Here is a 23240-nt window from a genome sequence, read left to right as displayed (position 1 = left end):
TTGCATATAGCAGATAAGAAGGAAGATCGGCGAACGCCGTTCTGAAAAAAATCTCCTGTGAATAAGATATAATTCAACAGCCCTGCTGTAGACTTCACTATCTTGTTACTATAAGAATAGCGATAGGCCAGACCACTTCAGGCGCCTGCTTCACTTATTTTTATCATTAAATGGCGCGATGGATCTTAAACAGTGGACTGAGCAGCAATGACTTTGACAGATGCAGGAGGCATCAGTGATAACTATGGGAAAAAATCTTATCGGTAAAAAAAATGGCGTGATCTTCATTATCAATGAAGAGATCACGTTTGATCCTGATAAATGCATTATAAGGAATATCATGCATAACCAGGAAATCAGGCTGAATATGCCTGCCAGCCGTTGTCTTACTCTGCTGTTAATGAATCCGCATTCCGTGATATCCAGGGAGCATTTCCTTGAAGAGGTTTGGCAAAAAAACGGCGTTGTCGTCTCACAAAACACTTATTACCAGAACATATCAATATTGCGCAAAACTTTAAAGCAGGCCGGATTAAGTGGTGAATTTATTGTTACCGTTCCTCATAAGGGGCTAACCTTATGCCAGAACATTACGATAACACACCAAAAAATCAGAGAAACGGATCCGGAGAATGATGTTATTAAAATGTCATACAATAAAATCCATAATATGAAAATAGCACCACAAGCGGAGAAAAAGGAGAGCTCCCGGAAGGCCCTTCCTTTTTTTAATCGAGGGGAAATCCGATTTTTTTTCACGGACGGAGATGAATGCAGGCACATCTTCTCGATGATACTTATCGCTTTGATAATCTCTGTCATCATAACATTGATTAACAGTTATGCTGTAAATGCCAAAGGGATCACCCCCACCACGAAAGAGCAAAAAAGCGAATTACCTTTTTGTTTTGCAAAACAAAACACCGACTGTTCTGAAATTGTTTTAATGAACAGAAGGTTCTCTCTTTCACAAAATCACGCTGTGATTCACAAGTCCCCCAACCTTAGTTTGTTCAGATGAATCTCATCAACAACATAAATTCACAATGCTTCATATAGACTACTTCCAAATCTTACGATTATATTATCGGCGCTGCATCAGCTTGCAGGCAACAGATAATTCCCGTTGCTTTTAGCATATCGGCTATAGATTACCGGGAATGGCTTATTTAAATTGCATTATCAGGATTATTATTAACAAGGAATAGCACTATGAAAATGTATAACGCGCTGTCAGCGCTGGCTCTATTAACCATTTTCTCTACCACTTCCGCAGCTGCCGCAGACGGGACAATTAACTTTAAAGGCAGCATTATCGATACTGCCTGTACTGTTGACCTCGACGGTGCTGGCGCGACAACCATGGATGTTATCATGGGAAATGTTCATAAATCCGCGTTTAGCGGCGTAGGATCAACGGCTGGCGGCAGTGCCAGCGCCACTAAATTTACTCTTACCCTGAAGGACTGTCCGGCAACCGCAGCCACGGCAAAAATAAAATTTGATGGTATCGCCTATGCAGGTGATAACACCGTGCTGGCTTTGACTGATGAAGCAGGCGTTGCAACAGGCGTAGGTATTCAGCTCTCCGACAGCAGTGGCGTTCTGCCTTTATATACCGAGTCAGCTTCCTATCCGCTGACTTCTGGTACCACCTCCAATACTCTGGACTTCTATGCTCGCTATATCCAGAAAGCGGCTACCGTCACTGCTGGCCCGGCTAACTCCGTAGCGACTTTTACCGTTAATTATTAATTTGCTGAACGTTAACACCATCCGTTACGGATGGTGTTTTTCATCGCTCCCAGGAGGATAAAACATGCGACATTTCCATATTTTCCTGTTTTTTATCGGGATGTTAAGTATCTCAGGCGCCAATGCTGGCGTCATTATTGGGGGTAGCCGGCTGATTTACGAAGGAAACAAAAAAGAAAAAGCAATCGGTATAGAAAACCCGGATAACTCTCCTTATTTAATCCAGTCATGGGTCGAAGATGAACAGGGAAATACCATTAAAGATACGCCCCCTTTTATTGTCACGCCGCCTTTATTCAGAATGGATGGCGGTCAAAAGAATCTGCTGCGCATTATTCGGGGAGCACGTGCATTGCCTCAGGATAAAGAGTCTCTCTATTGGCTCAATATCAAGTCTATTCCCTCATCATCAGAAGAGAACAGAAACACGCTGCAAATAGCCGTGCGCGCCCGACTCAAACTGATTTACAGGCCAGATGCCCTGTCGGGAGAAACAGCGGAAAAGCATACTGATGAGCTGGTCTGGAAAACAGAAGGAACAACCTTAACCGTTACTAACCCTTCTGATTACTATATGAATTTTATGTTTATAAAAATTAATAATAACAGTATTACCGAAGGTGGACTGGTCGCGCCACGCTCATCCGCAACCTTTAAACTTCCGGCCAGCAATGTTGCTGGCAGCATCAGCTGGAAGTTAATAAATGATTATGGCGGTATCGGCGAGCTACACCATGCTTCACTTTAATTTTAAAGGATGAATCACGAAAGTTTTTTTAACTTTTGCAACTTTCGACCCACCTGTACTTACGCAATGGAATGTGATTATGTATGGAACCTCATCTGCCAGATGTAAGAAAAAAATTAGCCGTTGCCTTTGGCCACTGATGCTGCCAGCCCTGCTGGCTGGTCTGATTGAAAAGCAGGCTAATGCGAGGGAGTTGTTCAACCCCAATTTTCTCCAAACCAGCAGCGGAAGTACGGAGATAACCGATCTGTCGGTATTCGAGAATCCACAGTCTCAGGCGCCGGGCGATTATGTAGTCGATATTTTTATTAACGATAGCTTTGTCGAAACTAAAAAAATCACCTTTTTTAGCCACGAGCGGTCAGCAAGCGAGAAGGTTCTACAGCCCTGTTTAAGCCTGCAACTGCTGGCTTCCTACGGCGTGCGCACCACGGCCTTTCCGGATTTAAAAGAGAACGCGGCGGGATGCGTTGCGGTTACCGCGATACCGCAGGCCTCTGTCACCTTCAATTTTAATACTCAGCGACTGATGTTAAGTATTCCGCAAGCAGCACTGCGCACCAGCGTCAGGGGATTTATTTCGCCAGAGCAGTATGATGAAGGGCTGACGGCGCTGTTCCTGAACTACCGATTTTCTGCGGCTAATAATTATGCCCGTGACATTCATGCTCACGACAGCGACAGCCAGTACCTTAATCTGCGCCCCGGATTGAACATGGGAGCATGGCGGCTACGCAATTACACCGCCTGGAACCGCAGCAGCACCTCAAAAGATAAAGGCAAATGGGATGCCGTCTATACCTATCTGCAACGTAATATTATTCCGCTGAAAGCGCAGCTTACCGTAGGCGAAAGCACCTCGCCTGCCGATATCTTCGAAAGCGTGCCTTTTCTTGGCGCGCAGCTGGTTACAGATGATGAAATGCTACCGGAGAGCTTGCGCGGTTACGCTCCGGTAGTCCGAGGAACGGCCCGGACAAATGCTCAGGTTATTATTCGCCAGAACGGCTATATCATCTATCAAAGCTATGTTGCGCCGGGCGCTTTTGAGATCGCCGACCTGTACGCTACCGGCGGCAGCGGTGATTTATACGTCACCATCAAAGAAGCCGATGGCAGTGAGCAGAATCTGGTTGTGCCTTATGCTTCCCTGCCGGTACTGGCGCGTGAAGGCTATCTTAAATACAGCTTCACCACGGGTAACTATCGTCCTTACGACAGCGCCGTTGACGAAAGATATTTCAGCCAGGCGACGGTTATCTACGGCCTGCCCTGGAATATTACGCTGTTTGGCGGCTTACAGGCTGCCGCAAACTACCAGTCGCTCGCCTTCGGCATCGGTAAAAATTTTGGCGGCCTGGGCGCGTTCTCTGCCGACGTGATTAATGCCTGGTCAACGGTAAAAGACCAGGGCAAAACCGACGGCCAGTCCGTACGACTCCGCTACAGTAAAAACTTTTATGAAACGGGGACTAACTTTGCCATTGCCGGTTACCGCTATTCGACCCGTGATTACTATTCTCTGCCCGAGCTGATGGATACCTGGCGTTCAGGCTACAGCTCATTGTACCGGGAACAGGCGCGTAACCGCACGGAGCTGACGCTGAACCAGCATCTGGGCCAGTCCGCAGGCGCCCTGAGCCTCAGCCTGTTACGGGAAGACTACTGGCGTACCAACCGCCGGATAGAGTCGGTTTCTACCAGCTACAACAACAGTTATAACGGCATCAGCTACGGCGTAAGCTACAGCTTTAACCGTAATTCGTCTGACTTCTCCGGCAATCGCACTGACGCCAAAGATCGGATCTTTTCCTTCAACGTTTCCATGCCGCTGAGTCGCTGGCTGCCCAACAGCTGGGCGAACTATACGGTGACCAGCAGCAAACCGGGAAGCGTCAGCCACAGCGCTGGCCTGAGCGGTACGGCGCTGGAAAACAACAACCTTGCCTGGAACCTGCGCCAGGGGTATGCCAGCCAGGGGACGGGCAACAGTGGCAATCTTGACGCCGATTATCGCGGTACTTACGGTGAGGTCACCGCCGGTTATGGCTATGACCAGACGATGAAAAGAGTGAGCTATGGTGCCGAGGGCGGCGTGATTATCCATAGTAAAGGCGTCACTTTGAGCCAGCCCTTTGGCAATACGGCAGCGTTAGTGGAGGCGGAAGGCGCCAGCGGCGTACAGTTAATTAACCAGACCGGCGTTAAAACGGATTTCCGTGGTTATACCGTTGTACCGAACGTTGCTCCTTATCGTCGCTCAGATATTGCGCTTGATACCACCACGCTGTCTGAAGATGTCGATCTGGCGTTAAGCACTCAAAGTGTAGTGCCCACACGAGGTGCGATTGTTCATGCCCGTTTTTCCGCCCGGGTAGGCGGCAGAGGGATCATGACGCTGACGCATAACGGCCAGCCGGTTCCTTTTGGCGCAATGGTGGTGGAGGCTAATGAACAGAATAAGCAGGGATATATTGTCGGAGAAGCCGGTCAGGTTTATCTCAATGGGCTTAAACCTTCAGGGACTTTGCTGGTGCAATGGGGTAAAAGCGAGAGCAAAAAATGTCGGATTAACTACACGCTTCCGGAAAACAAACCAGAAAATGGCATTCGACTGCTGAACGGTATTTGCCGGTAGTTATAACTATTGAAAATTAACCTGTTATCTGGAGTAACGACAAGATGTCTGTGTTTAACCCGCCAGTCATAATAAAATATTTACCGTTAATATTAATGCTGCCTTTTTATAGCCATGCAGCGAGCTGCGTTTTAGGAGGCAAGCCCAAGGCGACAACAGGTGCTCTTACGCTTGCGGTTGATCCTAATGTGACAATAGGGGAGCAACTTGGGATCCGATTCAGTAAAGGCTTTTATGGGCAAACGCTCGTTGTCGGATGTACGGGTACCAGCCCTTATCGCTCAGCGTCACTTCTCACGGCAAGTACTACGGTCGACGGCGCTTATGAAACGGGTATTCCTGGGGTGGGCGTTATGATTGGCGACCTGTATAAACCGGGACAAAATATTCCCTATATGACGTCATTATCTCAAAATTTGCTGACCCCCTGGATAAATAAAAGCGAGGTTAAACTTACCTTTGTCAAAACAGGCCCTATTACTCCCGGGACCACGGGTAGTAAAGTTTACAGTAATTATTATCTTAATTCGGAATCCTTCGCCACGCTGACCGTAAATAGCCTGACCATTATCCAGAAAAGCTGTCTGGCAGATACCAGTTCAAAAAATCAGACAGTCAATCTGGGCAGTCCGAGCCGTAGCGAATTTAATGGCATCGGCAGTACGGCAACCTCTTCAGAGCGAAACTTTTCCGTTATATTGCAATGTGAATCAGATAATATCCCTGTTCAGGTTACTTTCGAACCCGTAGGCAGTTCTGACGGAGAGGGTATGCTAACTATCAATGATGAAAATGATGCGGCGTCAGGCGTTGCAGTTGAGGTAATGGATAAAAACAGAACGCCCCTTAGTTTTACCACGGCCACAACTTACCATAGTGCCGCAGAGCAGAGGATAGAAATCCCCCTGATTGCTCACTATAAACAAACCGGCGAAATTGCCCCTGGCGCGGCAAATGCCGCAATGACGTTCACCATCACTCAGAACTGATTCAGCCTGTGATGAAATGGTTCAGATGTAGGAATTCACAAAATGCAGAAGGGATTCAGAAAAAAATTACTCGTTGGGGAATTGAGAAAGCCAGACGACATTAAATTAAGAAAAAAACCCCATTTATTCAGAAAAAATCAAAGATAATTCAGTTTTATTTTTAACAGCATATCGATAGGATTAATGTGCCCGGCAATAATCGGGGCATTAAAAAAGGATGCCTTACCTGAATAAGGCTATTTTTAAAAAAAAGGAATGCATACAATGAAAGAACTTTCAGTGATTGAAATGAACGAAGTTTCTGGAGCATACGGCTGGGACTTCAGCAACTTTGGTAGTTTCGCCCTGAGCGCTATTTCTAATATCGGTGAGCTTGCTATTTCAGCTGTAGTGGGTGGTGCGACTGGTGCTATGACAGGCGCCTATGTTGGTGGCCGTCACGGCGGCGATGGCGGCGGCCTGCTCGGTTTTGGCATTATTGCTGAAGGTATCGGCATGGTGGCTGGTGGCATCCTTGCTGGTATCTCCAGCGCGACTTACTGCGCTGCTACCGGCTGGGATTCAACTCAAAGTTTTGTTAACGACGTTTATAATTCTTTCCTGAACGGTACCGTCGCTTAATTTTTACTCAAGAGCCACTCCGGTGGCTCTTTTTTTCTCTCTGGAAACTCCTATGGATAACAATAAAAATAAAAGCCTGTTCCGCAGCGACGCGTTGGATTATCAGCGCCAGAAGTGGACAGGAAAGGCGCTGCTTATTTCTAAGATACCAGCATCTGTTATTACAGGATTTTGCCTGCTTTTTCTTATCGTAGTTATACTGGCTATGGTCTTCTTTGATTACAGCAGACGTATTGATGTTGATGGTGAAGTGATTACCCTTCCTCATGCTATCAATATTAATTCACCACAGCAGGGTTATATCACCACCACCTTTGTTAAGGTTGGCGATCGCGTTAAAAAAGGCGATCCGCTGTATGAACTGGACGTTGCCCGTATTACCTCTTCAGGAAACGTCAGCAGCGCCGCCGTCGAATCCATTAAAATTCAGACGGCTAATCTTCATGCAATGATTGCTAAATTAGAAAGTAATAAAGCGTCTACGCTGGAAAACCTGCAGTCGCAGATAGACAGCTATGCAAAGGCCCATAAAGAAACCGAGAAGATGGTTAACAGCGCCCGCGAAGGCGTAAAGAAAATGAATGAAAGCCTGAATAACTATGAAAAGTATTTAAAAAAAGGGTTAATCACTCAGGATCAGCTTAATTATCAGCGCGCGCAGTCGCTTTCCCAGCAGAGCGCCTATCAGGCGCTGAACAGTCAGAGTATTCAGGAAAAAATACAGCTTTCGCAATTACGCAGCGATAAATTTACGCGTGCCGCAGATTTTGATAACCAGATTATTCAAAATAAATCTCAGCTAAGCGATCTGGAACGACAGCTGGCAGAATATAAAGCGAATAACAGTATCATTATCAGTGCAAAGCTTGACGGTATTATCGAATCGCTTAGCGTAACGCCGGGCCAGATGGTGGAGACCGGCGCCAGCCTGGCGCAGATTAAGCCGGTGGATAACGTGCACTATTTTTTATTGCTCTGGCTTCCGGATAACAGCCTGCCCTATGTCAAAGTGCAGGACGGCATTAATATCCGCTACAACGCTTTCCCTGCTGATAAGTTTGGGCAATTCCCAGGAAAAATCATCTCGATTTCCTCTGTCCCTGCCTCGCCGCAGGAGATGAGCACCTATAGCAGCGGTGCCCGCCAGGAGAAAGGCTCTTATTACAAAGTTCTGGTTGCCATTAACGATACAGAATTCAGTGATAAGGGAAAAAAACTGCAAATATCTGGCGGCCTTCAGGCCAGGGTCATCGTCTTCCTTGAGAAAAAGCCGTTATATCAATGGGCGATTGCGCCTATAAATAAAATAAAAAATAGCGTGAGTGGAGTTGTCAATGACAGGTAAGTCGCTTTTTGAAAAAATTAACAGCAAAATAAATTTTTCACTGCGCCGTAAAGTTCCGAAAATTTTGCAGTCGGAGTCCTCAGAGTGCGGGCTGGCTTGCCTGGCGATGGTCTCTTCTTACTACGGTCTGAACGTCGATTTATTTAACCTTCGTCAGAAGTTCGGCGTATCAACCAAAGGCGCGACCTTAAATCTTGTGGCCGGCATCGCCTCGCAGCTTCAGCTGAAAACCCGCGCGCTTTCGCTGGATATCAATGAGGTCGGTAAGCTGAGAACGCCCTGCATTTTGCACTGGGATATGAACCATTTTGTTGTCCTGGTAAAAGTGCGCCACAACTCATTTGTGATCCACGATCCGGCCTTCGGGCGGCGGGTGGTGGGTATGAAGGATATGTCCAACCACTTTACCGGCGTGGCGCTGGAGCTGTGGCCGGATAAGGAATTCCACAAAGAGACGGTAAAAACCCGGCTGCGCCTGCTGGATCTGATGAAAAACATCAATGGTCTGCCCGGCGCGCTGTTAAAAATATTCGCGCTGTCAGTCGTCATTGAGTCGATTAATCTGCTCCTGCCGGTAGGAACTCAGCTGGTGACTGACCATGTTATTCAGGCGCATGATTACGATCTGCTAACCGTGATCTGTCTCGGCCTGATTATCTTTACCCTGTTTAAAGCCTTTGTCAGCGTAATACGGGCATGGACCTCGATCGCGCTGGGCACGTTGACGGATGTGCAGTGGAAGACCACGCTGTTCGATCATCTGATGAAGCTGCCTTTATCCTTTTTCGAAAAGAGACATCTTGGCGATATTCAGTCCCGTTTTTCCTCGCTGGACGCCATCAGAACAACATTTACCAACAGCATCGTTACCGGGATTATCGATACCATTATGACTATCGGGCTTTTTGCGATGATGATGGTTTACGGCGGCTGGCTGGTCTGGGTCGTGATGGGCTTTACCCTTTGTTATGCACTGATGCGTCTGGTTACCTATCGCCTGTATCGCCAGCTGTCAGAAGAACAGATTGTCAAAGGCGCCAAATCCAGCTCCCACTTTATGGAAACGCTTTACGGTATTTCCACCGTAAAATCCCTTGGTATCGATAATATTCGCTCCAGCCACTGGCTTAATCTGAATATCGACGCCACCAATACCGGCATTAAAATTACCCGGTTTAATATGATGTTTGGCGGCATCAATACCCTGGTCAGCACGCTGGATCAGGTGGCCATACTCTGGCTGGGGGCTTCCATGGTGATTGATAATAATATGACACTGGGGATGTTTATGGCTTTTAACTCCTACCGGGGACAATTTTCCCAGCGCGCTGGCAGCCTGATCGATCTGGCGCTGAGTCTGCGAATGCTCTCGCTTCATAATGAAAGGATTTCCGACCTTATTTTCACCGAGGCAGAAGAAACCGTCGCGCCACGGGCTATTTTCAGGCCCGGAGAAGGTATTGCGCTTAACGTCAAACAAGTCAGCTATCAATATGATGCGTTATCAAAACCGATTTTTACCGATCTGAATATTGCCGTTCAGCCCGGTGAAAGCGTTGCTATCGTCGGCCCTTCCGGCGTCGGGAAAACGACCTTGCTTAAAGTCATGAGCGGTCTCCTTATGCCCACCAGCGGCGAAATTCTGGCCGGAGGCCTGGATATTCATAAAATCGGGTTGAATAACTTCCGGCAAAGCATTGCCTGCGTGCTGCAGGATGACCGGCTTTTTTCAGGATCTATCGCGGACAATATCTGCGGTTTTTCCCCGGATGCTAACCGGGAGCTGATTATGGCGTGTGCGGTTTACAGCAATATTCACCACGAAATAATGAGTATGCCGATGGGCTATGAAACCCTGATTGGCGAGTTAGGCGCAGGCATTTCCGGCGGTCAAAAACAGCGGCTGTTTATTGCCCGGGCGCTTTACCGGCGTCCCAGCATCCTGTTTATGGATGAAGCAACCAGCCATCTTGATATTGAGAATGAAAAGGCCATTAATAACGCCATCTCCTCGCTTAAAATCACCCGCATTATCGTGGCCCACCGCCCTTCCACCATCGCCTCTGCCGATCGCGTAATTGAGCTATAGCGGCCCGATTTAAAGCCCGCTGAAAAGCGGGCTTCAGAGCAGCCGATACGGAATTACTTCGCGTAGGCTTCGGTGGTGATGGTCAGCTTCACGTCGTCGCTGACGGCCGGCACATATTTATCCAGCTTAAAGTCGGAGCGTTTAAAAGTGGTGGTGGCATCAAAGCCAACCGCTTCCTTCTTCACCATCGGGTGCATGCCCTGCTTGTTCAGCACCGCATGCAGCACGACAGGTTTGGTGATGCCCTTGATGGTCAGGTCGCCGTGTACATCCAGGGTATTTTTACCTGTGCTGACCACTTTTGTGCTTTTAAAGGTCGCATTCGGGTATTTGGTCACGTCGAAATATTCCGGGCCTTTAAACTCTTCGGTCAGCTTGTCTACGTGCGTATCAATGCTGTTGACCGGAATAGTCACGTCCACTTTAGAATCGCTGACTTTAGCGGCATCAAAATCAATATTGCCGGTAACATCAGACAAATCGGCCGTTGGATGGGAAAAACCGAAGTGAGTCCACGAAACAACAACGGAGGTATGCCCGCTGTCCATTGCGTAATTAACGGGCGCGGCGGCAGAAAATTGTGACCAGAGCGCGGAGCTGATTAATAACGGTAAAGCGACTTTCTTGATTAACGTCATGCCGGTTGTCCTTATTTTCACCAGGAATGTTTAAGGATAGTGCAGCATTAACGGTTTGCCCGATAGTGAAGATATTTGACCGGCTTTGTCAAAAAGATTAGCCAACAGCAAAGGATCCTGGCGATCGAGCGGGACGACCGGGGATCCCTTTTGCAAGATTATCCGGACGCAGCAATGCTTTAACAGCTATCACCGCGTCCCGTGCGAAAAGCGCGGCTTTAAGCTTTGGCCACAAACGCTTTTACCACATCCTGCCACGGCGTGGTCGCCCGGCCGATCAGGCGGCTTAAAGTATGGCTGTCATCATACAGCGCGCCTTTGGCCGCATTGGCATCCGAATCCGCCAGCATCTCTGCCAGCCCGTCAGGCAGACCGGCCGCTTTTAACGCGGCGGCAAAGTCGTCCTGAGGCAAATTTTGATAACGTACGGCTTTACCGCTGGCCTGGGCGATTTCCGCTGCGAACTGCGTCAGCGTATAGGCCTCGTCGCCCGCCAGCTCGTAAACTTTATCAACAGGCGCGTCGCTGGTCAGTACAGCAGCCGCCGCTTCAGCATAATCCTGACGGGTAGCAGAAGCGATTTTGCCCTCGTCGGCCGCACCAATAAACACGCCGTGCGTCAGCGCTGGCGCAATGCTGGCGGCATAGTTTTCGCTGTACCAGCCGTTGCGAAGAATAACGTAAGGCACGCCGGATGCAATCAGCGCCTGCTCGGTTGCCCGGTGTTCATCTGCCAGCCCCATCGGCGAGCTGTCGGCATGAAGCAGGCTGGTATAGGCCAGCAGCTTAACGCCTGCCGCTTTGGCCGCCTCGATGGCCGCTTTATGCTGCGCCTCACGCTGGCCGACCTCGCTGGAGGAAATCAGCAGCACTTTATCCACGCCGCGAAAAGCGTCGGCCAGCGTCTGCGGTTGGTTATAATCGCCCTGGCGTACCTGAACGCCCAGCGCGGCGAGGTCGGCCGCTTTCGCCGGCGAACGCACCACGGCGACCAGCTCTTCGGCAGACGTTCTTTTCAGTAAAGCATCAATCACCAGGCGGCCAAGCTGGCCGGTTGCTCCGGTTACTGCAATCATAATGTTCTCCTTAGCGGTGATAAAAGCGCATCCGGATTAGCCCCGGAAGCGTTGTGTTCAATCAGCCTATGTCATACACTAACCAAAAGTAAGTACTTACAGGTTTGTTAGTATGGAAAAAAATAGTTCCTCAATCGTTTCGCTTCGCGACAGGCTGCAACGCGGCGAATTATTGAACCGCGACTGTCCGTCGCGCGAAGTATTAAAACGCCTGACCGGCCGCTGGAGTTTGCTGGTGCTGATTGCGCTGGAGAACGACACGCTGCGCTTTGGCGAACTGCGGCGCAAAATAGGCGGCGTCAGTGAAAGAATGCTGGCGCAAACCCTGCGTTTTATGGAGGAAGACGGCTTTGTGGAGCGTATCGCTTATGAAGTGATCCCGCCGCACGTTGAATACAAACTTACCGTGTTGGGTCATGAAGCGCGCGACCGCATTACGGGCCTGGCCGACTGGATCGAGGTTAATCTGCATCAGATTATTGATAACCGCCGCCAGTTTTCAGCAGAGGAATAAATCTGTATTCGGCGGCGGCCAACGCCATGCTGCTGATTTGCTCCTTTTCCCTTCCCGGCAAAACGGTTGATAAAGTTCACCTTACCCAGTGATGGCATATTATTTTCGCCGACCCTAAATAAAAAAGGCCTTCATAATGAAGGCCTTTAATAATTAAGCGCGCCATTTATCGCTTCGGCGCCGCATCCGGATACATCGCCAGCAGGCGACGCGTAACGCCGTTTGTCCAGCCGAATCCATCCTGCAACGGATATTCGCCGCCGCCCGCTAATACCGGCGCGCGGCCGGCAACGTTATATTTCTCCACCATCTTATGGTGACGATGATAGGTAGCGCCCGTTACCTGAAGCCAGCGTGCGGCTATTTCTTTCGCCAACAGCTCTTCACCGTAGTTATTAAAACCCTTGATCGCCATCCACTGCATCGGCGCCCAGCCGTTGGGTTTGTCCCACTGCTCACCGGTTTCTTCTACCGTAGTCAGCACGCCACCCGGCGCCAGCAGATGCGAGCGTACCGCCGCAGCGGTGGCAGCCGCCTGCTCCAGGCTGGCCATTCCTACGTAAAGCGGCGTCACGCCAGCCGCCGAGAAAGCGCCTTTTTCGCGCTCCCGCCAGTTGTAGTCGCGGTACAGCTCGGCCTGTGCGTCCCATAACCAGGCATCGACCGCTTCACGGCGGCGCACGGCTTTTTGCTGAAACAGTTCTGCGGTCGCACGATCGTTTTTACGGGCAGACAGGCGAGCGATCGTGGTTTCCAGCTTGTAGAGAAACGCGTTTAAATCGATCGGCACAATGCTGGTGGTCTGGATGCTTTCCAGCCGTCCTGCTTCGCTCAGCCAGCGGGAGGAAAAGTCCCAGCCCGAAGCCGCACCCGCCCGCAGATCGCGATAAACCTCGCTGGAAGGACGCGCCGAGTTTCTGGCGGTTTCCACGTCTTCAATCCAGGATTCGTCGCGCGGCGTATCGCGATCGTCCCAGTAGCGATTCAGTACCGATCCGTCCGGCATCATCACCACATGACGCCATGCTTCGCCGGGCGTCAGCGACTCCGTGCCGTCCATCCAGAAGTCATATTCACGCTTCAGCTGACGAAGATAACGCTGCGCCTGGCTAACGCCATCTTTTTCAAACAGTTCGACCATCAGCGCAAACACTGGCGGCTGCGAGCGGCTCAAATAATAGGTGCGGTTGCCGTTTGGAATATGGCCATATGTGTCGATCATCCACGCAAAGTTATCCGCCATCTGGCGCAGCAGATCGGTCTGTCCGCCAGCCGCGAAGCCCAGCATGCTGAAGTACGAATCCCAATAGTAGGTTTCGCCAAAGCGGCCGCCCGGCACGACATAAGGTTCCGGCAACGGCAGCAGCGAAGAAAATTCAGAATGCTTTTCCGGCTTGCGCGTCAGTACCGGCCACAGCGAGTCAATATGCTCGCCCATGCTTTTTGCCGGATCGGCCACGTAGCGGCTGTCGTTAATTTTCGGCAGGTCGAAATTCTCCAGCACAAAGGCCAGCAGGTTAAAATCCTCTCGCTCGCGCTGAATAAAGTAGCGGTAGAGGATCATCTCCGGTTCGATTTTCGGCGCGCAGTCTGCAAAGGTTTTGCTGTCGGCAAAGATCCTTGCGCTCTGCACGGCTTCAAAGAGTTCCTGGTAGCGATCGGAAGGCGTCAGAATATCCGGCGCAGGCAGTCCCTGAATAGGTTCAGGCTGCGGTTCGGCCAGCATATCCAGCGCTTCATAATCGTGATAATAAGCTTCGTAATCTGCCAGGTTATTGTCAATGGTCAGGTCGTTATGATTAAAAGCGATAAAAACCTCCTGATGTCGATGATTGACAATGTGGTGTACGGTTAATTATGTATAAGATTAAGTATAGTACTCGTGTCTCATAGTGCAAATAAGCGCGAATATGACAGAAGTTAAGATAATATTTCAAAAAATAAACAAACAAAGAATAATCGATATTTCCCTCTTTGATTAAAGGAATAGCAAGAGGTGAAACCCCTCTTACATTTTCTGAAAAAAATGAAATAAAGCAGCCGCCCTCTCTTTAGCAGGTTCAGGCCCACCTTGCCCCATCTTTCGGGCTTCCGCCTGTTGCTTCTTTCTGCTTGCCCGCAGTCGGTACAAAGCAGCTTCAATCGAAAATTAAAGCGATGCTTTTTCATTCTTTGAAAAATTATTTAAATTTCTCATTTACATTAAATTTAAACGGCCGAATACTAATGCGGGTCAAATGCTGTTATGGCGATGGCAGCGATAAGTTTATCTGATAGCAAACCAGCCCTTTCAAATACGATTAAGGAAATCTCGTGGCACCGGTAGTAAATAAATCCGCAGCGTTGCACTCGGAAAGTCTTACAGATGAAGACGACAGTTTAGTTTCTCCCGTTAATTCTCCTGATATAAATAAAACCTATATTATTCGCGGCACGCGCAGATTTATGCACGCCACGCTGGCGCTGTTCTGCGCCGGCCTGTCCACCTTCGCCGTACTGTACTGCGTGCAGCCTGTGCTACCTGTTTTTTCGCAAAGCTTTCATCTGACGCCTGCGCAAAGCAGCCTGTCGCTGTCGGTCACCACCATCATGATGGCGCTGGGGCTGCTGGTGACCGGGCCGCTGTCGGACGCCATCGGCCGTAAATCGGTGATGTCCGTTTCGCTGCTGCTGGCCGCCTGCTTTACGCTGATCTGCGCCACCATGAGCAGCTGGGAAGGCGTGCTGGCGATGCGCGCGTTGACCGGGCTGGCGCTAAGCGGCGTCGCGGCGGTGGCAATGACTTGGCTGAGTGAGGAGCTGCACCCGGTTTTCCTCTCTTTCTCTATGGGCCTTTATATCAGCGGTAATTCGATTGGCGGCCTGGTTGGGCGGCTCTCTACCGGCATGCTGGCCGATCACTTTTCCTGGAACGTTTCGCTGTTCGTGGTCGGCCTGTTCGCGCTGACGGCCGCCGGGCTGTTTTTCCGCCTGTTGCCCCCTTCGCAGCACTTCCGCGCCACTTCGCTGCGGCCGCACCAGCTGCTGGTCAACTTTATGTTCCAGTGGCGGGATATGGGATTACCGATGCTGTTCCTGGTCGGCTTTATTCTGATGGGCAGCTTCGTGACGCTGTTTAACTATGTCAGCTTTCGCTTTCTGGCCGCGCCTTTTTCCCTCAGCCAGACGGTGGTCGGTCTGCTCTCCGTCGTCTATCTGACCGGCACTTACAGCTCACCGAAGGCGGGCGTGATGACCGCTCGCTACGGGCGCGGCGTGGTGCTGATGGCTTCGCTGCTGTTGATGCTGGCCGGCCTGATCGCTACCCAGTTCACCACGCTGTTGCTGGTGCTGCCAGGCCTGATGCTGTTCGCCGCCGGTTTTTTCGCCGCGCATTCGGTCGCCAGCAGCTGGGTCGGTCACCGCGCCCGTCGCGCCAGAGGCCAGGCTTCTTCGCTCTACCTTTTCTTTTATTACCTGGGATCGAGCGTGGCGGGGACGCTGGGCGGCGTGTTCTGGCACGGCTACGGCTGGGCTGGCGTCTCCGCATTTATCGCCGTGATGCTGCTGGGCGGGCTATGGCTGGCTAACAAACTGCGCCAAATTCCCGTGCTGGTGAAAAAAGTCCGTTAGTTTTACGGGGCGGCTCGCATTCTCCGCCCCGAACCGCTTCTGCTTAATTTACTTCCCCCTGCGCAGCCATTAAGCTACGGCCACCCGAAAGGTTCCTGTCGCTCATTGTTCAAGGAATAGTGTTATGTCGCTCCACCTCTGGCTTGCCTATGCCGGTATTATTGCCGTTCTTATCGCCGTTCCCGGCCCTTCTGCGTTGGTCAGCATGACGCACGGGCTGCGCTACGGCCGACGCCGCGCGCTGGCGACGGTGATCGGCGGCGTGATGGCGGCCATGACGCTGATGACCGCATCGGCGCTGGGGCTGGGCGCGATCCTGGCGGCCTCCACTACCGCCTTTACCGTGCTGAAAGTGGTCGGCGCCGCCTATCTGATCTGGCTGGGCATCAGCGCCTGGCGCAACAGCGCGCCGGCAGAAAGAATCGTTATCAGCGGCCAGCCGCAGGCGATGCCCGGCCTGCTTAAACTGTTTCGTAAAGGCTATATGGTCGGCATCAGCAATCCCAAAGACCTGCTGTTTTTCGCCGCGCTGTTTCCTAACTTTGTGGAAGCCAGCCAGCCGCACGCTGTCCAGTTCGCCACGCTGGCCGTCACCTGGGCCGTCACGGACTGCGGCCTGATGTTCGCTTACGCCTGCGCCGGTCGCCGCCTTTCTGGCGTATTTGCCAACCCGTCGCGCCTGCGCCTGCTTAATCGTGCCGTCGGCAGCCTGTTTGTCTTTGCGGGCAGCGCGCTGGCAATCTCCGCCCGCTAATGAGCGACGTCGAAAACCTGCACGCGATGGTGATTTTTGCCCGCGTGGTAGAAACGCTGAGCTATACCGAAGCGGCAAAACAGCTGGGGATATCCAAGTCGGCGGTCAGCAAAGAGATCGCCGCGCTGGAAATACGCCTGGGCGCAAAGCTGCTGCTGCGCACCACGCGCAAGATCGCCGTAACCGAGGTCGGCATGACCTGGTATCACTACTGCGCGCGCATTCTCAGCGAGGTAAAAAGCGCCGAGCTTTTTATTCGCCGCTTCCACGAGGAGCCGACCGGCAGCCTGCGCGTCGTCGCGCCGGTTACCTTCGGCTGCCAGTGCATCGTGCCGGTGCTGAACCAGTTCGTGGCGGGCAATTTGCACGTCAGCGTAGATCTCGACCTTACCGACAGGCCGGTGAATCTGGTGGACGATAATCTCGATCTGGCTATCGTCATCCGCCGCGACAGGCCGGAACATCCGCACTGCCTGCCGCTGATGGATATCAGCTGGGGGCTTTACGCCGCGCCAGCCTACCTTGAGCGTTTTAGCGCTATCCAACGGCCGGAAGATCTGACGCGCCACGACTTTATCCTGTTTCGTGGCCCGGCCCATACTATCTCGCTGCCCTTTCGCAAAGAGAAGCAGAAGCGGGATATCGAGGTGCGCAGCCGGTTTCGCGCCAATAACAGTACCGCGCTGGTTAATTCAGCGGTGGCGCAAACGGGGATAGCCTATCTGCCGGATTACGTCGCCCTACAGGCGGTGGAGAAAGGAAAACTCTGTCGGGTACTGCCGGAATGGGAAATGGATCTTTATAAATCCTGGATCCTGACCAAAGAGAACGGCCTGATCTCGCCGCGCGTCAGGCTGTTTATCGCCGCGCTGCAGAAAGCACTGAGGTAAGGCGGAACCGAAGCTCCGCCCTGCATAATCAGTAGTAGTTGCCGTGGCGGTAATCCCAGGTGGTAAAGGTGTCTGACAGCATCGACATGATTTTATCCACGTCCAGCCCTTTACGGATCAGCACCGGACAAGGCGTAATGTTGCGCTCACCCTTCTGCTCCGGCACCAGCTTGCCGTTTTCATCCACCATCGCCACCATCACGCCCTGCTCGTAGCGGGTTTTCTCCGATTCGTTAGGCTGGATAGACTTCACGTAGTCGTTGGCTTCGATAATCAGATCCGCCTGGGATTCGATACGCTCGCCGATGCCTTCGACCAGGCCACGGTTGCCTTTGCCTGATGGGTTAGCCGAACTGGCGAAGGAGAATTTACCGTGGTTTTCCCACAGCTCTTTCGCCAGTTTCTCGCCGGGCACGCCGAATTTAATCACGAAGCAGCTGGTCTGACGGCGATCCATCATCAGATCTTTTGAACCGTCTTCCGGGATACGCGCCACCGCCTCTTCTTTCCACGGCAGGATGCAGCCCAGCAGCACGTCTTTGTCCCAGTGCTGCTGATACAGCGATTCAATTTCCGGGTTCAGCTGCGCCAGCTCTTTCAGCTGCTCCAGCGAGCCACACAGCACCACGCCCGGCTTGTTGCGGTTGCGCTGCTTGGCGTCGAACTTGCGCTCCAGGCCTTTCGCATCGGAAGTCATGATGATGTAGCCCACTTTGGTCGGGCAGACGATCATGCCGCCGTCGGCAGACAGGATATTTACCGCTTCCGGCTGCAAGCCGCCGTTCCAGTGAATGGTTTTATTGCTCATGATTGCCCCTGCCAGTATAAGAGTCATGTGGGGGTCAGCGCCTTTTTGGCCTGCCCGGATAACTTCATCCTAACGCAGGCGGCTTTTTTCGCAACAGTCAGGCGCCTCTTTCGGCAATTGTTTCCACCAGGAAACAATTGTTGCAGAATGAGGCCGGATAGCGCTGCCAGACCTGCGGAACAAAGAAAGTTGAACCCTTCGCGGATTTTCGCCACTCACCTTTTTTAGCCTGAGCGAGCACCCTATGCAGATTGCCTTTTTCGCCGAGCAAGATCGGCTTGCCTTAAGCAGTTGGTTTACGTCGCAGGCCGACGTTACGCAGTGGGCCGGGCCGGGCGTCGCCTGGCCGCTGGAAGAGTCGTTTCTCGCCACGCTGCTGGATTCCGCCAGCCAGCAGCCTGCCAGCCTGCTTACTTTTGCCGGAAAACAGGCGGGCGAACTGGCTGCCGTGGCGCAGACAGGCTTTGACTGGAACAACCATCTGGCCTGCCTCTGTCGCGTGGTGGTCAATCCAGCGATGCGGGGACAAAATCTGGCGGAGCACATGCTGCGCCAACTGATTGCGACGGCTTTTCAGCAGGAAGGCATCGAGCGTATTGAGCTACGCGTCTACACCTTTAATCAGGCGGCGATACGTACCTACGAGAAGCTGGGTTTTGTGCGGGAAGGCGTACAGCGGCAGGGCGTGGCGGTAGGAGAAGCGCGCTGGGACTGCGCGCTCTATGGCATGCTGCGTCAGGAATATGTGCAGCCTGAAGCAGCGCGCCGCGCGTAATGGCCGTCACGCGCGGCGCCTGTAGCATCAGGCCGGGATAAGTTTTTCCGCCTTCAGCCTGTCAAACAGCGCGAAAAACGCATCGCGCGTGGGCTGATAACCGGTAAAGCCCGCCTTGCGGCTTTTGCTGACGTCGGTAAAGACCTCCATCGGGCGGCCCAGATCGGCGTCGGTATGCCACCAGGAAACCAGCCGGTTGATATCCGCTTCCTTGAGGTCGAACTGCTGCGCGATGGCTTTCCACTGCTCTGCCGCCGCATCCATCCGCCCTTCCAGCGGCTGCATCTCGTCCGGGTAAGGCGCGGCTTCCACGCCAAAATAGTCGGCGATCTGGCCCCACATCCATTTCCAGCGGAACACGTCGCCGTTGACCACGTTGTAATCTTCATTCTGCGCCGACGGCGTGGTCGCGGCCCATTCCAGCTGCTGCGCCAGCACGCTTGCGCTGGTCATATCGGTCACGCCTTCCCACTGCGCTTTCGAGCCGGGGAAGATAAACGGCTGGCCGGTCTGCTTGCAGAGGCTGGCATAAACGGCCAGCGTCTGGCCCATGTTCATCGCGTTGCCCAGCGCAAAGCCGATAATGGTATGCGGACGGTGCACGCTCCAGGTGAAGCCATACTTCTTCGCGCCCGCAAAGACTTCATCTTCCTGCGCGTAATAGAAGTTATCGACAGGCTGGCGGCCCTGCTCTTCGCGGAACGGCGTCATTGGCACCGCGCCTTTGCCATAGGCGTCAAACGGCCCCAGATAGTGTTTAAGGCCGGTGACCAGCGCCACGTGGCCGCCTTTCAGGCCGTCGCCCAGCGCGTCGATCACGTTACGCACCATCGCGCCGTTTACGCGGATATTCTCTTTTTCATTGGCCTGACGCGACCAGACGCTGAAGAAGACCTTATCAACCTTCAGGTCAGCCAGCGCTTTCTTAACGGATTCAGCATCGGTAAGGTCGGCGGTCAATGCCGTGCAGCCCGCCGGCACCGCCGTGCGGCCGCGTGAAAGGCCATAAACTTCCCAACCGTCGCCGGTCAGCTGCTCTGCCAGTGCGGTACCGATAACGCCGCTGACGCCGACAATAAGTGCGCGTTGTTGCATAAATTTTCCTCCTGATTGCTAATTCATTAAGCTTAATAGAGAATTAAAATCCTATTAGAGGTATAAATTCATATTATTTGAGAATATGAGTCATGAATAATGATCGGTCGGGATCGCCTTAAAGATATCACCCCCTTTGTCGCCAGCGTGGAGCACGGCAGTTTTACCGCCGCCGCCGATTCGTTGCATCTGACCAGTTCAGCCATCAGCAAAAGCGTGGCAAGGCTGGAAGCCCGGCTCGGCTCGCGGCTGTTTGAACGCACCACGCGGCGACTGGCGCTGACGGATGCCGGTCAGGCCTTTTATGAAACCTGTACGCGTGTGCTGAGCGAGCTGGCGGAAGCGGAATCCGTACTGGCCGCCCAGCGCGCCATTCCGGTCGGACGGCTGCGGATTGCCGTGCCCAACACCTTTGGCCGGATGCGGGTGATGCCGCTTATCAACGAATTTTGCCAGCAGAACCCGGAGATGCAGATTGCCCTCTCTTTCTCCGATCGCTTTGTCGATCTGTTTGAGGAAGGCGTGGATATCGCGATACGTATTGGCGGCTCGACAGATTTTCCGCCCTCGCTGGGCTGCCGCTTTTTGGGTAATGAAAGGCTGATCTTCTGCGCTTCGCCGGACTATCTGGCGCAGCACGGCGTGCCCGACTCTTTGCAGGCGCTGACCGAAAGGCGAGCCATTGTTTACGATCGGGTAGATGGCAGCACCAGTCCGTGGCATATCCGCTCGCCGGATGGACGAACGATAACCCGGACCCTGCCTTATCGGATGGCGTTGGGGGATGGCGAAGCCCAGGTCGCCGCCGTAGTAGCCGGACTCGGCGTGGCGCAAATGGCGACCTGGCTGCTGGAAAAAGAGTTGGCCAGCGGCGCGCTGGTACCGATCCTGCCAGAGCTGGCGGTAGAAGGTCTGCCGCTGTTTATCGTCTGGCCGCGCAGAAAGCAGCTGCTGCCGAAGGTCGACGCGCTGCTTGCCACGCTGGATCGGCTGAAAATCAGTCAGTAGCGGGTTTATTTACGTTGATGCGCCACGGCACGCCGAACTTATCGATCAGCGTACCGAAACCGGCCGCCCAGAAGGTTTCTTCCCATTCCAGCGTGACCTTACCGCCAGCGGAAAGATTATCGAACCAGCGTTTGCCTTCGGCAGGATCGTTGCTCGACAGGCTGACGGCAAAACCGTTATAGCTTACCGCTTCCGCGCTGTCGCTCATTTGCAGCTCGCCGTCGCCGATATGCAGCAGCGCGTGCATGATTTTATCATCCGCTGGCTGTTCCGCGCTTGGGCTGTTCTGTTTCTGCGGCTGCTGTTTTTTCTCCGCAGGCACGTCACCCCAGGTCATTTTAACCGTCAGTTCGGCTCCCGTGGCCTGCTGATAAAAAGCGATAGCCTCTTCACAGTTTCCCGAAAAGTATAAATAAGGCGAAAGTTGCATAACATCTCCTTCGTTTGAGGTATGTGCTGAAGAACAAGCTCGAAGAAAGTGTAGCAGGCGACTGAGATCTGGCGCTTAATTACATGTTACTGAATAAAAACGCATGCCAGGAAAAGCAGAACGTTCTTCTGTCCGGCTCTGGCAGGAAGGCTCGTCGGTTTAAACCAGACGCTTTCGACACGGCAAAAAAACGGCCAGTTTGCTGGCCGCTTCATCTGAAAGGTATAAAAATATGTTGCCCTGCTACCGACGCTATCCGGGCCAACGCTTTCATGCCTTTGCCGTTACTCTTTGCCTCAGGTCGTTCCAGTAGTTGCGACAGGAGCGGTAATAAACAAGCGCTCGCCCGCGCTAATTATCTGCGTCCGTTTCAACATCATTTTTCTGGTAACCTCTTCCTGGCGACTATGGCATGTAGCTGACGATAAGATTCCATCTGGTCTCAAAAGCGACGGATATTGCGTTTCAATTGCGGGTCTCGCAGAAACTTCTGTGTGTAAATGTGCGGCCCAACCGGTATATCAAAATAACGCCTGTGTTATCGTATTGGTTGTTATATACGTATTCAGCTTGCGGAGCGGCATTATCAGCGTCATTTTTTTGACCCTGGTGTAGTGACGTTGCGAGCAAGATTGACCTTTGCAGGGGTAATAAAATAAGTGTTGATTTAGCTGAGTAGCAGCGGTTTTATAACGGGGAACCGACCTTGTGTAAACCGCCAGTGGCCCGGCTTTGACCATGCCCCGGCAGCAGTGCGCCAGGGAGACAAGCCAAGCGTTCCAAAGTTGAACCAGCTGGCAAGTTCAGTCCCGGAAGCCAGAGCGATTGCAGATGTTCTTCAGGCACGATGGCGTGAAATATCCAACCAGCGGTCTGACAGAGATGTTTTCAGTTACGTGATCAACCTTTATTGGAAGTTTATACGAGGCAAAGAAAAGCAGTAATCATTTTATTTATACAAGGAAGAATTATGGCTCAGGATATTTTCATAAAATTTAATGGAATTGAAGGCGAGTCTCAGGATTCTACACATAAAGGTGAAACAGAAATCCTGAGTTGGGAATGGTCTGTCAGACAGGCATCAAATATGCACCTGGGATGGGGTGGCGGCGCCGGGAAGTGTACCGTTGACGACTTGTATTTTGAACATTATATCGATAAGACCAGCACCAACTTACTTCATTATTGTCTTACTGGAAAACGTATACCTGAAGCCGTTTTGACTGTCAGAAAAGCTGGCGGCTCTCCGCTGGAGTATATGCACATTACGCTTCAGGATATTATCATCACCGGCGTAAATCCTGTGTATCTCAATACCATGCGCGTCCCGCGTGAAGCGGTCAGCCTCGCGTTCTCCAGGATAAAGATGGATTACGTTTTGCGAAATGCGGGGAGAAATATAGCGGGTACGGTTTCTATGGGATATGATATTAAAGCTAATACGGATATTTAACT

Annotated in this window: 21 protein-coding genes; 15 read left to right on the top strand and 6 right to left on the bottom strand. The window is 52.0% G+C overall.

Going from position 1 to position 23240, the window contains the following annotated elements; genetic code table 11:
• Positions 1 to 244: 244 nt before the first annotated feature.
• From ACVWZ0_RS02665 to ACVWZ0_RS02630, 8 genes are all read left to right on the top strand, one after another.
• Positions 245 to 1021 (top strand): transcriptional regulator, encoded by a 777-nt coding sequence (locus ACVWZ0_RS02665; protein WP_253461144.1) that lies wholly within the window; start codon positions 245 to 247, stop codon positions 1019 to 1021.
• A 191-nt stretch (positions 1022 to 1212) separates the two neighbouring features.
• Complete coding sequence (locus ACVWZ0_RS02660) at positions 1213 to 1755, top strand: fimbrial protein (protein WP_253455989.1); 543 nt, start codon at positions 1213 to 1215, stop codon at positions 1753 to 1755.
• A 64-nt stretch (positions 1756 to 1819) separates the two neighbouring features.
• Positions 1820 to 2503, top strand: coding sequence for a fimbrial biogenesis chaperone (locus tag ACVWZ0_RS02655; RefSeq protein WP_253455991.1), 684 nt, complete (start codon positions 1820 to 1822; stop codon positions 2501 to 2503).
• A 139-nt stretch (positions 2504 to 2642) separates the two neighbouring features.
• Positions 2643 to 5141 carry a fimbria/pilus outer membrane usher protein gene (locus tag ACVWZ0_RS02650; RefSeq protein WP_253455994.1) on the top strand — a complete coding sequence of 833 codons (2499 nt, stop codon included), beginning with the start codon at positions 2643 to 2645 and terminating at the stop codon, positions 5139 to 5141.
• A 44-nt stretch (positions 5142 to 5185) separates the two neighbouring features.
• Entirely contained in the window at positions 5186 to 6130 is a 945-nt protein-coding gene (locus tag ACVWZ0_RS02645; protein WP_253455997.1) for a fimbrial protein, read from the top strand.
• 264 nt (positions 6131 to 6394) lie between these two features.
• Positions 6395 to 6751 (top strand): hypothetical protein, encoded by a 357-nt coding sequence (locus ACVWZ0_RS02640; protein ID WP_253455999.1) that lies wholly within the window; start codon positions 6395 to 6397, stop codon positions 6749 to 6751.
• A 52-nt stretch (positions 6752 to 6803) separates the two neighbouring features.
• Entirely contained in the window at positions 6804 to 8096 is a 1293-nt protein-coding gene (locus tag ACVWZ0_RS02635) for an HlyD family secretion protein (protein WP_253456002.1), read from the top strand.
• On the top strand, positions 8086 to 10185 hold the full coding sequence (locus ACVWZ0_RS02630) for a peptidase domain-containing ABC transporter (protein ID WP_253456004.1): 2100 nt from the start codon (positions 8086 to 8088) through the stop codon (positions 10183 to 10185). Before ACVWZ0_RS02635 ends, ACVWZ0_RS02630 begins: the two co-directional genes overlap by 11 nt.
• A gap of 53 nt (positions 10186 to 10238) precedes the next feature.
• Here ACVWZ0_RS02630 and ACVWZ0_RS02625 read toward each other — a convergent pair whose 3' ends face one another.
• Both ACVWZ0_RS02625 and ACVWZ0_RS02620 read right to left on the bottom strand, forming a co-directional pair.
• Positions 10239 to 10823, bottom strand: a complete 585-nt coding sequence (locus ACVWZ0_RS02625) for a YceI family protein (RefSeq protein WP_253456007.1) — start codon at positions 10821 to 10823, stop codon at positions 10239 to 10241.
• 218 nt (positions 10824 to 11041) lie between these two features.
• The gene (locus ACVWZ0_RS02620; RefSeq protein ID WP_253456010.1) at positions 11042 to 11899 is read right to left on the bottom strand and encodes an SDR family oxidoreductase; all 858 of its coding nucleotides are present in this window, start codon (positions 11897 to 11899) and stop codon (positions 11042 to 11044) included.
• 112 nt (positions 11900 to 12011) lie between these two features.
• Here ACVWZ0_RS02620 and ACVWZ0_RS02615 point away from each other — a divergent pair, with 112 nt between their 5' ends.
• A complete protein-coding gene (locus tag ACVWZ0_RS02615; RefSeq protein ID WP_253456013.1) occupies positions 12012 to 12413 on the top strand; it encodes a winged helix-turn-helix transcriptional regulator in 402 nt (133 codons plus the stop codon).
• Positions 12414 to 12579: 166 nt separating this feature from the next.
• On the opposite strand, the gene treF is transcribed toward ACVWZ0_RS02615, so the two are convergent.
• Positions 12580 to 14223, bottom strand: a complete 1644-nt coding sequence (gene treF, locus ACVWZ0_RS02610) for an alpha,alpha-trehalase TreF (RefSeq protein WP_253461146.1) — start codon at positions 14221 to 14223, stop codon at positions 12580 to 12582.
• A 503-nt stretch (positions 14224 to 14726) separates the two neighbouring features.
• On the opposite strand from treF, the gene ACVWZ0_RS02605 reads away from it, so the two are divergent.
• From ACVWZ0_RS02605 to ACVWZ0_RS02595, 3 genes are all read left to right on the top strand, one after another.
• The gene (locus ACVWZ0_RS02605; protein ID WP_253456016.1) at positions 14727 to 16025 is read left to right on the top strand and encodes an MFS transporter; all 1299 of its coding nucleotides are present in this window, start codon (positions 14727 to 14729) and stop codon (positions 16023 to 16025) included.
• Between the two features lie 124 nt (positions 16026 to 16149).
• Complete coding sequence (locus ACVWZ0_RS02600; protein ID WP_253456018.1) at positions 16150 to 16779, top strand: LysE family transporter; 630 nt, start codon at positions 16150 to 16152, stop codon at positions 16777 to 16779.
• Positions 16779 to 17669 (top strand): LysR family transcriptional regulator, encoded by an 891-nt coding sequence (locus ACVWZ0_RS02595; protein WP_253456020.1) that lies wholly within the window; start codon positions 16779 to 16781, stop codon positions 17667 to 17669. The genes ACVWZ0_RS02600 and ACVWZ0_RS02595 overlap by 1 nt, the downstream gene beginning before the upstream one ends.
• 28 nt (positions 17670 to 17697) lie before the next feature.
• Here the strand turns inward: ACVWZ0_RS02595 and ACVWZ0_RS02590 are convergent, their stop codons facing one another.
• Positions 17698 to 18477 carry an L-threonylcarbamoyladenylate synthase gene (locus ACVWZ0_RS02590; RefSeq protein ID WP_125290242.1) on the bottom strand — a complete coding sequence of 260 codons (780 nt, stop codon included), beginning with the start codon at positions 18475 to 18477 and terminating at the stop codon, positions 17698 to 17700.
• Positions 18478 to 18721: 244 nt separating this feature from the next.
• On the opposite strand from ACVWZ0_RS02590, the gene ACVWZ0_RS02585 reads away from it, so the two are divergent.
• A complete protein-coding gene (locus tag ACVWZ0_RS02585; protein ID WP_253456023.1) occupies positions 18722 to 19252 on the top strand; it encodes a GNAT family N-acetyltransferase in 531 nt (176 codons plus the stop codon).
• Positions 19253 to 19279: 27 nt separating this feature from the next.
• Here ACVWZ0_RS02585 and ACVWZ0_RS02580 read toward each other — a convergent pair whose 3' ends face one another.
• Entirely contained in the window at positions 19280 to 20347 is a 1068-nt protein-coding gene (locus ACVWZ0_RS02580; protein ID WP_253456026.1) for an SDR family oxidoreductase, read from the bottom strand.
• A gap of 99 nt (positions 20348 to 20446) precedes the next feature.
• Here ACVWZ0_RS02580 and ACVWZ0_RS02575 point away from each other — a divergent pair, with 99 nt between their 5' ends.
• Complete coding sequence (locus ACVWZ0_RS02575) at positions 20447 to 21355, top strand: LysR family transcriptional regulator (RefSeq protein ID WP_301289639.1); 909 nt, start codon at positions 20447 to 20449, stop codon at positions 21353 to 21355.
• On the opposite strand, the gene yjdN is transcribed toward ACVWZ0_RS02575, so the two are convergent.
• Positions 21345 to 21785, bottom strand: coding sequence for a VOC family metalloprotein YjdN (yjdN, locus tag ACVWZ0_RS02570; RefSeq protein WP_125290238.1), 441 nt, complete (start codon positions 21783 to 21785; stop codon positions 21345 to 21347). The genes ACVWZ0_RS02575 and yjdN overlap by 11 nt on opposite strands.
• A 970-nt stretch (positions 21786 to 22755) precedes the next feature.
• Here yjdN and ACVWZ0_RS02565 point away from each other — a divergent pair.
• On the top strand, positions 22756 to 23238 hold the full coding sequence (locus ACVWZ0_RS02565) for an Hcp family type VI secretion system effector (protein ID WP_253456029.1): 483 nt from the start codon (positions 22756 to 22758) through the stop codon (positions 23236 to 23238).
• The last annotated feature ends 2 nt before the right edge of the window (positions 23239 to 23240 follow it).

The sequence above is a fragment of the Erwinia sp. TECH1 genome (assembly GCF_054057575.1).
The sequence above is the reverse complement of the archived record's forward strand: the minus strand, read 5'-3'. Positions and strand labels throughout refer to the sequence as shown.